9 protein-coding genes are annotated in these 12,763 nt (G+C 39.2%); 4 read left to right on the plus strand and 5 right to left on the minus strand.

The window, feature by feature from the left end; all coding sequences use genetic code 11:
• Positions 1-291: 291 nt before the first annotated feature.
• Both H6G86_RS19840 and H6G86_RS19845 read left to right on the plus strand, forming a co-directional pair.
• A complete protein-coding gene (locus H6G86_RS19840) occupies positions 292-1,161 on the plus strand; it encodes a hypothetical protein (RefSeq protein WP_190935734.1) in 870 nt (289 codons plus the stop codon).
• A gap of 67 nt (positions 1,162-1,228) precedes the next feature.
• On the plus strand, positions 1,229-2,221 hold the full coding sequence (locus tag H6G86_RS19845) for a pentapeptide repeat-containing protein (RefSeq protein WP_190935735.1): 993 nt from the start codon (positions 1,229-1,231) through the stop codon (positions 2,219-2,221).
• Positions 2,222-2,324: 103 nt separating this feature from the next.
• Here H6G86_RS19845 and H6G86_RS19850 read toward each other — a convergent pair whose 3' ends face one another.
• From H6G86_RS19850 to H6G86_RS39575, 3 genes are all read right to left on the minus strand, one after another.
• Positions 2,325-2,690, minus strand: coding sequence for a hypothetical protein (locus H6G86_RS19850; RefSeq protein ID WP_147262594.1), 366 nt, complete (start codon positions 2,688-2,690; stop codon positions 2,325-2,327).
• Between the two features lie 246 nt (positions 2,691-2,936).
• Positions 2,937-3,737: a peroxiredoxin-like family protein gene (locus H6G86_RS19855; RefSeq protein WP_190935736.1), complete on the minus strand. Its 801-nt coding sequence runs from the start codon at positions 3,735-3,737 to the stop codon at positions 2,937-2,939.
• 94 nt (positions 3,738-3,831) lie between these two features.
• Positions 3,832-3,960, minus strand: a complete 129-nt coding sequence (locus H6G86_RS39575; protein ID WP_277883644.1) for a hypothetical protein — start codon at positions 3,958-3,960, stop codon at positions 3,832-3,834.
• A 512-nt stretch (positions 3,961-4,472) separates the two neighbouring features.
• Here H6G86_RS39575 and H6G86_RS19860 point away from each other — a divergent pair.
• Positions 4,473-5,549: an AI-2E family transporter gene (locus tag H6G86_RS19860; protein WP_190935737.1), complete on the plus strand. Its 1,077-nt coding sequence runs from the start codon at positions 4,473-4,475 to the stop codon at positions 5,547-5,549.
• 83 nt (positions 5,550-5,632) lie between these two features.
• Here the strand turns inward: H6G86_RS19860 and H6G86_RS19865 are convergent, their stop codons facing one another.
• Positions 5,633-11,095, minus strand: coding sequence for an ATP-binding sensor histidine kinase (locus H6G86_RS19865; protein ID WP_190935738.1), 5,463 nt, complete (start codon positions 11,093-11,095; stop codon positions 5,633-5,635).
• A 565-nt stretch (positions 11,096-11,660) separates the two neighbouring features.
• On the opposite strand from H6G86_RS19865, the gene H6G86_RS19870 reads away from it, so the two are divergent.
• On the plus strand, positions 11,661-12,419 hold the full coding sequence (locus H6G86_RS19870; protein WP_190935739.1) for an SDR family NAD(P)-dependent oxidoreductase: 759 nt from the start codon (positions 11,661-11,663) through the stop codon (positions 12,417-12,419).
• A 115-nt stretch (positions 12,420-12,534) separates the two neighbouring features.
• On the opposite strand, the gene H6G86_RS39580 is transcribed toward H6G86_RS19870, so the two are convergent.
• Positions 12,535-12,663, minus strand: a complete 129-nt coding sequence (locus H6G86_RS39580; protein ID WP_277883645.1) for a hypothetical protein — start codon at positions 12,661-12,663, stop codon at positions 12,535-12,537.
• Positions 12,664-12,763 lie beyond the last annotated feature (100 nt).

Genomic DNA, 12,763 nt, shown 5'->3' on the forward strand with positions numbered 1-12,763 from the left:
AAAGTGCTTCGACATGACTACACAAGCTAGATAAAAAGGGTATAACATAAGACCAGCCCTTTCAAAGTGAGTAGAAATTATCAAAAGTGAATTCCTCTCTAAATCTCTTTTCTATTTTAGAAAATCTGATGCCTGCTCTCAGGCTTTCTGCTGTGCCTCTGCGGTTAAATAAATAACTTATAAGCCACTTGCGACACAGATAATGTTCCAAGAAAAAGATTTTACGAGTCACGTTGAAAAGGTTAGCTTTATCATTTGTTCCTATTTAATACTTGTGCTGGAGATTTGCCGATGAAAACTATATCTAGTCTCGATGCAGTAACTAAACATTTAGAACAGCATGAAAACTCGAAACGGATTAAAAAATTAATATACTCTGCTTGTAAAAATATTTGGGAGAATGATGAAGAGACGCTAGATAGGTTTAAATTACAAGAATTAATTCAAGAATTATTTAGATTGAATCCTACTACCAACAACTTAAATTATAGTTTATCTGAAGTTGTAAAAACTCTTAACAAACAAGCTGAATACGCCATAATTGCCAATGTTATTTTTCATCAAATGCAGAAGCTATATATAGCACCTGAAGAAGCAACAGGAATATTATTAAATCAACTTCGTCCAGAAGAATCAACAGGAATATTATTAAATCAACCTCGAAAAGAGGAACCAATATCATTAAATTCTATAGATAAATCTCCAAACAGTCAAATCAAATATCAATATAATCAGTTCGATTTACGGCAAAATATTATGAAGTATACTAACCCACTTAGGGCTAAAATAGTTCTATTTTCTGCACTTGACAAAAAATTTACTTTCAATGAAGAAGACTGGTTGAAACTGAAGACTCAAAAACTTGATGATTTATTGCTGAGATTATTTAATATCTGTCCAACTCTTAGAGAGCTTGAATCTAAATTAAATAGTGCTGTTATATCTCTAGGGAAGCCGGATGAAAATATTCAAGCAGCTAGTGCAATTATCCAATCTATGCGAGCTTTATATGGCGATATATCACCCAGCGCCAATGGATATAATCCGTTCAACAAAGATCCATCTCCAGAAACGAAAACACCAGTTAATCCTTATCATAAAATTGGACTCAATGATGATGGTAATACCTGTCAATTTATAGCACCTCCTCCCAAAGAATAATGGTAAATTTTGATTATTTTTAATCCAAGCAAAATTTAAATATTTGTGGTAATTGATAGGAAAAAATATGGATGCCAATGAACTTCTAAAGCGCTATGAGAATGGAGAAACAAAATTTATTGAGGTCAACTTAAATGGAATAAACTTGTTTGGTGCAGACTTGATTGGCATAGCTTTGAATAAAGCAGATTTGGGTAATGCTATCCTAATTTTTAGCTATCTAAGTCGGGGAATTCTGAATCACGCAAACCTAGTTTGTACAAAGCTAAGTGGTGCGAACCTAAATCAGGCAAGTTTAATCAGCGCCAACTTGCATGATGCTAATTTACATGGTGCAACTTTGCAGGGTGCTGATTTGCGTAATGCAAATTTAACTTTGGCATATATGTTAGATACTAACTTGATGAATGCCGATTTACGTGGTGCAGATTTGAGTGGTGCAAATTTAACTGGTGCGTGCCTGCGTGGGGCTAACCTGCGAGAAGAAAAGAGAATGTACTCTGCTAGTCTACGGGGTGCTAATCTTCATAAGGCTGATCTGCGGGGCGCTGATTTAACTGGTGTAGACTTATCTAAAGTTGATTTGAGTGGTGCTAACTTGAGTGAGGCAACGCTACGTTATGCCGATTTGAGTGATGCCAATTTGAGTGAAGCGATTTTGCATAATGCATCTCTGGCAGATACTAACATCGGGGGTGCTAATTTGAAAGGTGCTAACTTGATGAACGCTAGATTGGAACGTTCAAACCTCATTGATGCCGAACTTACAGGTGTTAATTTGTATGGTGCAATTATGGCAGATGCTAAACTGACTAGATGTCAGATGAGTGGAGTAAACCTAAGTTTTGCAAGGCTAAATAGAGTTGATTTAAGTCGGGCTAACCTGCGTCAGGCTAACCTCACAGAAACAGACTTGGTTGATGCCTATCTTGCCAGGACAGACTTGACTGGTGCTAATTTAAGTAAGGCAAATTTGATCAGAGCAGAAATGAGTAGTACAAATCTGACGGGTGCAAATCTGCGTGGTGCAGTCATGCCTGATGGAACAATTAATGACTAAAAATATACATGGGCAATACCCACTATTTTGTCTCGAACAAGTCTGCTTAAGTTAGGATTTACACATAAAGATTCTCTGGCAAAATTGGCTGTAAAGTTTACTATTAACGCTGCCAATCATATATTAATCGTCCATGACGATCGCGCACAAGTTCCCATTCTCCATGACGATATGGTTGTCCGTGATAATTTACAGAGCGATAGCGCCGTCTATAATAATGTCGTCGATTCCTCTGGCGTTGATAATAATATTTTCCAGTCCGTTGCCGTCTATGATAACGTCGTCGAGTCCTTCGGTGAGCTAACAAAAGCTCTTCACTTTGCTCTCCAACTAATTTTGTCTGTGCGTCAAGAGCCTGTTCATTGAGAACATTATTGAGAGTGTTATCCTTGGCTTCAGCCAAACCAGGTGGATAAATAAAAGCTAATAGCAAGAACACAATTGAGGATAGCTTTTTGAAACGGTTCACGTCTTTGCTTTTCCTAAACTATTGGTAATGATTTTATTTAATACTTAAATTGAGTAACCATATAGTTCATACTTCACAAACTTGAAGAGAGCAAAAGTAATAAAAGTACTTGTATTAAATATGAAGATAGTTAACTACAACAGGCAACCAGATAATGTACATCTGTTATGGGGCAAATAGACACAAAAGCCTTCAATTTCACAACTTTGTTATGTTAGATTTTATTGAAATAGCAATTATGAATTATCAATTATCAATTGAGGTAAAGCTATCTGTTTCGATAAGGGATAAAAATGATAGGGGCTGACTCATATTAGCCGCAAAGCCCAAAATTCCTGGATCTCGATGTTCGTAAAGTAACTGGCCTTGGGTATCAAACAGAAAAGTTCCACCACGCTGAGTTAAGTAGGCAGAATTAGGTACATAAGTATGCCAATTGCTCAGAACTTCCACCATATTCCGTAGCCGTAGAGTAGCTAATTCAAAGGGACGTTGAAACCCAATTCCACCAGCTAATTGGAAAAATGAGCCTTTAAAGGCAGGTAGAGGAGTACCTTGAATAATTTCATCATCTTCAATGAGTTGAGGGGCTTGACGATCGCCCCTATATCCTCGAAAAACTTCTCTTAGGGTTCCAGGACTTCCAAACCCTGCACACATGAACAGTAGATTTAGCCAAGCTTTCTGAGTAGGGGAAATTCCAGGGACAGGGAGATTCAGACCTGAATAAAGTTTGAGTTGTTGATGTAGTTCTGCATTAGGTTCAACAAATAAATTTTCGGGTGAAAATCCTGTATATTCACAGAATTTTGTTCCAGAAGCGCGATCGCCAATTCCGACTGCACGAATAGCGAGTTTTTCAGAAGGCAATTTTTTAGCTTCGCGCTGTAACCACCACGCATATTCAAGACTATCAAAATCCCCAAGTTGTGGCCAGACTAAAATAAGGATATGTGAGGCAGTTTCGCAATTTTCTAGTAGAGATCGGGTTATGCCATCACTAACACGCTGAAGTTTGGTCTGATTAAGGATAGCGTAGGGATTCATTACAAAGTATTAACTGCTATTTAGCTATTCAATTTTAGTCGATTTTAACTCAATACAGTTCAGATAAGACCAAAACACTTGTAGAGACGGCGATTTATCGCGTCTCAAAAACCCAAAATTTTTGACAGTAGCCCTTAACTGAACCTAACTCCGGCATTAATGGCGATCGCTTCCAATGGGCTTCCAATAGCTTGAATTTGGTTATAGAGGGTTTCGACTCCATTGTATTTGGCAAGATCCGTCTGTACGGTTTCAACCTTGGCACCTAGTTCTTCAAAAGCACCAGCCGCTTCATTAATGCTAGATTCGGTGGCTGTGACAACCAGATCAAAGCCGATTACAATCTTTCAATTTTTACCATCCTACGGAAGCAAAAGTCGCCTTTCCTAGAGGCGATAATTTTGAGATTCAGCCCGTTGGGTTCGTCAAAGGAAAAACGACTATTAGGTAAATTGAGAAATTATCTTTTTCATACAGACGCACAAAATAGTTAAACTTCCTTCTCAAGAAAGATGACTTGAATGTCTAGACCTCTCTGAGGATAAATAGAATAAAAGTAAAGCTAGGGAGTAAAATATCTGAGCGAATTAAAACTGACTTGACTATATGGTCACAAACAGGAGAGAAAAACTATACTTGTGGTGATCGGGCTTACAGCTACCTTTAAAAAGAAAAATCCTATGCTATCCCAGGCACTAAATTTGGAAAATTAAAACAGAAGAATAAGTGATAGTAATGGCAAATCTCAGAGATACAGAGAATGGATGGTCGCAGTTAACTCGTGGTGCGCCATTGGCAGTAATGTTAGCAGCAGCACTCTACATCTTATATCAACTTTTACCAGTATTAGAACTTTTAGTTGTTGCAGCATTGATTGCTTTAATTTTAAGAACGCTATTAAGGTTTTTGCAAAAGTTAGTCAAATCACAGGATGTTGCTGTTTTGCTACTAATTGGATTAATCATCGGATTTGTTGTGGTATTAGCTACTGTAGTTTTACCTAGTGTGACATTTGAATCTCAGAAATTAATCAAAACATTACCAACTTATCTCAATAGATTGACAGGAGATGTTGAGCAACTGCGTCAGAAATTCACTTTTATTCCTGACATTTCCCAAGCACTAATACAATTACGAAATTTAACCAACCAGTTACTAGGAGGAGTACCTGTTTTCTTAGGTGAAGCTTTAAATTTAACCGTTGAGTTGGTAGCGACGTTAATTTTAGCGCTTTACATGGCTTACGATCCTAATTCCTTAGTGAAAGGGATTTTAAGATTAGTACCAAGGCGACATCATCAACGGTTTAAACGAATCCTTAAGGCTTGCGAGACAAGATTGCGAGGCTGGATTTTTGGTACAGGAATAGCGATGATATTTCTGGGTGCTGGGGCAACATTTGGACTTTTGATTTTGGGGATTCCGTCAGCTCTAACATTTGGTATTATTGCAGGATTATTTGAAATAATTCCTTACTTTGGTTCGATCATTGGTGCTTTTTTACCAGCATTAGTAGCATTGAGTATTTCACCGCTAAAACTAGTATTTGTGTTAATACTTTTCTTTTTAATGAATCAAATAGATGCCCATGTTGTTCAGCCTTTAGTGATGGGTCAGCAAGTTAATATCCATCCAGTAATGGTGATTGTGACATTTTTGGTAATGGGTAAGCTATTTGGATTTATTGGTGTGCTGCTTGCAGTGCCTGCGGCAGCAGTTATAATTACGCTTATTGATGAGTTTACACCTGAAGAAAACCTGATAGAGCCAGTAGGAGTTGAAACTAGAATAGATGTTCAATCGAACGATTAAATAAGCCTTCTTGCTTCTAGTACAACACGGCGGAAATAAACCACTTATTCTCAATCAATGAAATGCTTATGCTGTATGCATTTTTAATTTTTAATTCCGCCTTGCGGTACTAGCCTTGCCTGAAGGGGGATAGAAACAATCAATTCAGCCCCTTGTCCTAAAACGGATACACATTCTAACTGTCCTCGATGCTTTTTAGTCACAATCTGGTAACTAATAGATAGCCCTAAACCAGTGCCTTTACCAACGGCTTTGGTAGTAAAAAAGGGTGTGAAGAGTTGCGATCGCACATTTTCACTGATACCAGAACCGTTATCAGCAATGCGAATGACGGCGAAATCGCCTTCAACAGTAGTACGAATTGTAATGATACTTGGCTGAAGTGCGATATCGGCATAAGTCCGATGTTCGTTAAATTCCTCTAAAGAGTCGATCGCATTTGCGAGCAGATTCATAAATACCTGATTCAGTTGTCCAGGGTAGCACTCTACAGGTGGCAGGTTGCCATACTCCTGTATTACCTGAATTCCGGGAGAGTCTGGTTGGGGTTTGAGCCGATTTTGCAAAATCATTAGGGTACTATCAATGCCCTCATGGATATTAACGGCTTTAACATCAGCTTCGTCTAGGCGGGAAAAGTTTCGTAAAGATAATACAATTTGACGAATGCGATCGGTTCCCACTTGCATGGAAGCTAACAGCTTCGGTAAGTCTTCCATCAAAAAATCTAAGTCAATTTCATCTATTTCATTTTGAACTTGAGGTGGTAAATTCTGGTTTTGCTGCTGATAAAGTTGTACTACACTCATTAAGTCTTTGACATAATTATTTACGTAAGTCAGGTTGCCGTAGATAAAGCTGACTGGGTTATTAATTTCGTGAGCAACACCTGCCACCAACTGCCCTAGGCTAGACATTTTTTCGCTTTGCACCATCTGAGACTGGGTAAGCTTCAATTCATCGAGCGTGTGTTCTAGCTGCTTTGCTTTCTCACGCGCTTGTGTTTCCGAAATTTCTAACTCCTGGGAGTATATGTGCAAATTTGTGTAGAGCCGAGCATTTTCTATAGAGATGGAAACTTGTGAAGTTAATAAGTTCAGTACTTCTAATCGATCTGCGGTAAAGACTCCGGTAGTGAGGTTATTTTCCAGGTAAAGAACTCCAGTTAGCTTACCCTGATGAGAGAAAGGCAAACACAAAATTGATTTGGGTTGATTGGCAACAATATAATTGTCACTTACAAAACGCTCTGTGTGGCTAGCATCGTCTAAAACCAAATTTTCTTTTGTTCTTTCAACATAGTTAATCAGCAAAACTGGTAGCTTATGCTTTACTTGAAACAGACTAGACGATCGCACTGTTACTTGATCTCGATCAATGCTTCCTTCGGCTTCGATCACCCATTGGTTCTCTCGTTTTACAAGTAGATAACCCATTTGGGCACCAGCATTCTCGATCGCGATCTTCATCATTTTCTCCAGCAGCCGATTTAGCTCCATCTCGCTTGAGAGTGCCTGCGATGCTTTAATTGCTGTGCTTAAATCTAAAGTTTGGATTTTAGCTCCAGAAATATCCCGAATCTGCTTTGTAGCCGTACCTTGCCCGTTTACTTCCCCGACTGGATCTCTAAAAAGTTGGGAATATTGTTCATCCAGTTGCCGGACTTTACCTGTAGCTTCCCACTTGAGATAGCGATAGCGGGCTTCTTTAAAATAAACTTTGGCAAAGTTTTTTCTATCCTTGTCCCAGTAAAATCGAAATGCGAGTTCGTTTGCTAAGGCTTCATTTTGTAAATAACCGTTTTCGGCAGCAGAAGCGATCGCTAGATCGTACAGTTCCATTGCCTGATAATCTTGTTTATCAATCCGAGCAATTTCAGCTTGAATCAGCAGAAACTTGTGTTGATAATTAGTTGGGCAGTGCATTGCCCATTGCTGGAATTTTTCTAAGTTGGCATTGAGTTTATGCAGATAAGTAACTTGAGTTTCTGTATCTACCTCTGCATAAGCCCCTGCTAAAGCAATACTTTGGTGAAAATAGAAAACAGGATTAATAAAAATTCCTCGCGCTCCCGCAACAAATTTTTCGGCATTCTCTGCATACTCAACAGCTTTGCTATACTCTCCATACCAGTTACAGAGTGCCAGTTTATAGATGTAAACTACAAATGCACTCAACATATCCGAAGATGCTAACGCAAACTCTAGCACTTGCCGTTCATCTGCCCAAGTGCCCACAAGTTCGTCAATCTTAGCTGCTGGCTTAGTCAAGTTAGCGATCGCTTCCATCGCCAGCAGATGGTAGTTCAACATATTTTTGTCAATCTTACGGAGGCTAGGAATAAAATCTTCGGCTACTTCTGCGGTTTTTTCTAAAGATTCATTTCCAAATAAACATTGCCATAAAAAATTAACTGAACAATAACCAGACCATTGATAAGAACCTGTTTCTAGACCACTATTAAATCCTTTTAATAAATAAGGCTTACCCTGGCTAATATGGTCTTTGTAGTGACAGATTAAACCTCCCCACATATTCAAAATATTCGCTTCCAATTCCTTCGTTCTTAAAATCTCATGCAAACGCAGAGATAATTCACCAAATTCATAACCTGAATCTACCTCACCATATTCAAATACTAAATTGAAAGAATACAGCATGTAACCAAATACAGAAATTCTTGAGTTGCCATACTGAACTGAAAGTTGAGTTATGTTCATAGATGTAATATGCAACGCTTTAGATCCTAAAAAGTAGGCAATGGGCCAAACTTCTTTTAAGATGCGTTGAGCCATTAACTTCTCTTCGTCTTGCATTGGCGGTAGTTCTGCGAGACTAAAAGTTGTGCGATCGCCAATAACTTTTTTTGTTTGATTGAGTTTTTCTAATAGATATGCATCATCGGGATAAGCTGCAAACTCAAAACCTAAAAGTTCCAAGGTGTTTAACCCAATTTTATATGCGGAGTTTAAATCATTCTCCATGCGATAACACATAATCCGATATTCATTTACTCGGCACATATCAAGAGTAGTTTGAACCTTGTTGAAAGTCTGCTCAAAAATCAGCAAGGCTTTTTCATAGTTACCATTTAAAAATTCTGCTTCTCCAACTTGTAAATATAAAGTTAATGTCAGGAAATATTTATCTTCCCAGCTATTTATAGGTAGATAATTCATCCCTATCTCCAGCAATTTAAGTGCAGTTACAAACGCCGAAGATGATTTTGCTCGCTGGCCTGCTTTCAGATTTAATTCTGCCAGTTCATATCTTTCTACTAGTTCTACAATCAATGAGCTGCCAGCATTAAGGTGGTTGACAATCTCAAAAAGATGCTCTTCCAACTGGGCTTTTTCAGTATTGTGTAATAGTAATTTACCTACCTTCAGGTGTACTTGTTTTTGCTGGTCGGTTGGAATTAAAGAATAGGCAGCTTGCTGAACGCGATCGTGCAAAAACTTATAGTCTACTTTTACCGCCGTATCACAGTATGTTGCCAATTCTGACTGATTCAACAACTGAGGAATTTTGTAAGTATCGCTTAAAGGTAAAATTAATCCCGCCCTCAAAGCTGACCATAAATCAATTGCTGTTGCTGATGGAGATTTTTCGTTGACTACAGCTAGAATTTCTAAATTAAAACGGTTCCCAACACAAGCAGCTAATTGTAAAACTTGCTGCGTTGGTTCTGAGAGCCTTTGAATTTTATTCACCATTAAATCGACTACATTATCAGTAATGGCTTGTTCCTGAATTTTGTTGAGATCCCACTGCCATAAGCCCGAACGATAATCAAATGTCAAGAGATTATCTTGATGTAGTACTTTTAGTAACTGAGTCAAGAAAAAGGGATTACCTTGGGTTTTTTGAAACAGCAAATCAGCTAAAGGTTCTGCCTGAGATGATTTGCAATTGAACGTGTCACTAACCAGTTGAGTAATATGAGGTGCTGCTAATGGCTTCAAGAACAACTCTTCAACAGTTGCCCCAAATGCTTGAATTGTCTCTAGCATTAGCATCAGTGGATGGGTGGCACTAACTTCGTTATCTCGGTAAGCCCCAATCAGCAAAAGATACTGACTTTCTGGGTCAGTCATCAGATTCTCGACCAGGTTTACAGAGGCGGCATCTGCCCATTGGAGGTCATCTAAAAACAGGACTAAGGGATGTTCAGCAGCAGTAAAGGCATGGATAAATTGCTTAAATACCCGATTAAAACGGTTTTGAGACTCAGCAACGCCCAACTGCGGTACAGGCGCTTGCTGCCCAATAATCAGTTCTACTTCCGGGATGACATCAATAATAACTTGACCATTAACTCCCAATGATTGTAGTAATTTATTTTTCCAAACCTCGACTCTGGCTTGGCTTTCAGCTAACAGTTGTCGCATCAATTCTCGAAATGCTTGAATCAAAGAAGCATAAGGAATATCTCGCTTGAGTTGGTCAAATTTGCCACCAATGAAGTAACCTCGTTGCCGCACAATCGGTTTGTGAACTTCGTTAACTAGTGAGGATTTGCCGATACCTGAGTATCCTCCTACCAACACAACTTCGCTCGAACCAAGGCTAACTTGATCGAATGCAGCCATTAGAGTTGCTACTTCTACTTCCCGACCATAAAGTTTTTGAGCTATTTGGAATTGATGCGAAAAATCCTGCTGACCCAAGCTAAAAAGGTCAATGCTGCCTTTTGTTTGTAGTTGTATTGCTGCTTGTTCTAGGTCGGCCTTTAACCCGTAAGCACTCTGGTACCGGTCTTCAGCAGTTTTGCTTAGAAGTTTCATAGCGATCGCAGAGATTCCCAATGGTACATTAGGATTAATCTCGTGCGGAGCTACAGGAATTTTCGCAATGTGACAATGCACCAACTCCATTGAGTCTTGAGCATTGTAGAAGGGAACCTGACCAGTCAGCATTTCGTAGAAACTGACACCTAATGAGTAAAAATCTGTGCGATAATCTAAGGTTCGGTTGATACGTCCGGTTTGCTCTGGCGACATATAAGCCAGTGTTCCTTCTAGAAGGTTGAGGCTAGTAATTTCTGGACTTTCTTTGGATAACAGCGAAGCGATGCTGAAATCAATCAATTTTATTTTTTCGGTATTGGGGTTATAAAGAATATTTTCGGGCTTAATATCCTTATGGATAATGTGGTGGGTATGTAACTCTCCCAATGTTTCAGTAATTTGATTGGCAATGTTAAGAAATTTTGTAATTTCAATCCCTGTCGTAGATATCTGATGTTTTAAGCTTTCTCCACCAAAGTCTTCTAAAACCAGTGCTAGACCATTATTGTAGCCGTTATCATAACTGATTAATTTATGGGCTTTAATTACACCTGCAATATTCAGATTTTGAATGATTTCGTATTCGTGTTTGAGTTGGGCAATCTCTTTGATACTAGGATACTCTGTTTTGAGCAGTTTGATAACAACTAAGTGCCCGTTAGTCTTGGAGTATGCTCGATAAATTACTGTGGCAGCAGCTTCATAAATTAAACTTGTAATACTATAGTCAGGGATGTGGGCAATTAATTTAAACATTAATACTTGTCTGAATGTTGTTTCTAATAGATTTTGGTAGTTAATATGATAGTTCCCAGAATTCAAGTCAAGTTAACTCTTCAAATGCGAATTAAATAATGATTAGCCTCGCTAATCTTTAGCACCACGTAATGACTATAAACTTTATCTGACAGTGTGTATACAATACTTTTCGGTTAAGGGGAAAAGGGGAAAGGGAAAAGGTTTGAATTTCCCTTTCCCCATTGCCCTTTAACCTTTCCCCAGACCAAAAGAGAGATTATTGGGTTTATCCGAAAAGTATTGAGTGTGTATAGTTCGTTTATTTACGTAATAGTCTAAGTCTAGTTATGCTAAATAACTGGCGAATTTACTTACTTGCGTCAGTCTAAGAACCACAAATACAGATTTGTACTGAAGTGAACGATCATCAGCAAATACGCATTGCGATTTTTCAAATTTGGGTAAAATACATCAGGCTTGGTTATTATTGCTGATTTATTGATAGCTTTGTCAAAATCTTGACAAAATTACCCGGTTGTCAAATAACTGAGGTGACAGGTTCAACAACGAAGGAGTAAAAATCATGAATAGCAATATTAAGAAACTCACAGGTAAAGTTGCCCTCATTACAGGTGGTTCACGGGGTATCGGTGCTGCGATCGCTAAACGTCTGGCTGAAGACGGCGCAGACATTGCCATCAGTTACGCCACCTCATCCGAAACGGCCGCGATCATTGTCCGGGAACTCGAAGAAAAAGGCGTTAGTGCCGCCGCCTTCAAAGCCGACCAAGCCGATCCTCTCCAGGTTGGAAATTTGGTTAAGATGGTCGCCGAACGCTTTGGTCGTCTCGATATTCTCGTGAACAACGCTGGCGTATTTGTCCTTGGTGTAGTTGGCGATCCTGCAAGCGATATTGCCTCCTTTGAACGGCAGTTTGCGATCAATGTCGGTGGTGTAGTGGCTGCCGTCCGCGCGGCTGTACCACTCATGACTGAAGGTGGACGAATCATCTCCATTGGCTCCTGTGTTGGAACCCATTCCCTTTGGGCAGGAATCTCCGATTATTCAGCAACTAAATCTGCGATCGCTGGCTACACGCGCGGATGGGCACGTGACCTGGGATCGAGGGCGATCACAGTTAACGTTGTACAGCCAGGCCCAATTGAAACTGATATGAACCCATCTGATAGTGATTTTGCAGTAATCCAAAAAGCAGCCACAGCCCTCAACCGCTACGGTAAGCCAGAGGAAGTTGCAGCTGCGGTCGCTTTTCTCGCCAGTCCTGACGCAGCTTTCATCACCGGTGCAACACTTGATGTTGATGGCGGGATGAATGCTTAGATGTCTTAACCAATTAGGTGCAACAGTCTGCTGCGGCTTTATTAAATAGTCGTATTACCAAAGTCCGTGTTTGATTGAGTGGGGGTCTTAAACCCAAGACTCGTTTGCTTAAAACTTATCCTAACCACTCAGGATTTTTGGCTGTACTATCAAATTGGCTAGTGGTTTTAAATAGTTCATACTGACCTTTAAGAGCAGCTTGGCGAGTCCGATTCAGTAATGCTCTAACTTGTTCTTGGCTCATAAGTAAGCCGTGGGAAAAATTTATAAGTATGTAACAAAAAATTAAGCAGAAGAATTGGAGTTAAATCTTATACGCTGTGTACTATATTTTCCCTTCTCTG

It is taken from the genome of Nostoc sp. FACHB-133 (assembly GCF_014698055.1).
In the GTDB taxonomy this organism is placed as follows: Bacteria; Cyanobacteriota; Cyanobacteriia; order Cyanobacteriales; family Nostocaceae; genus Nostoc.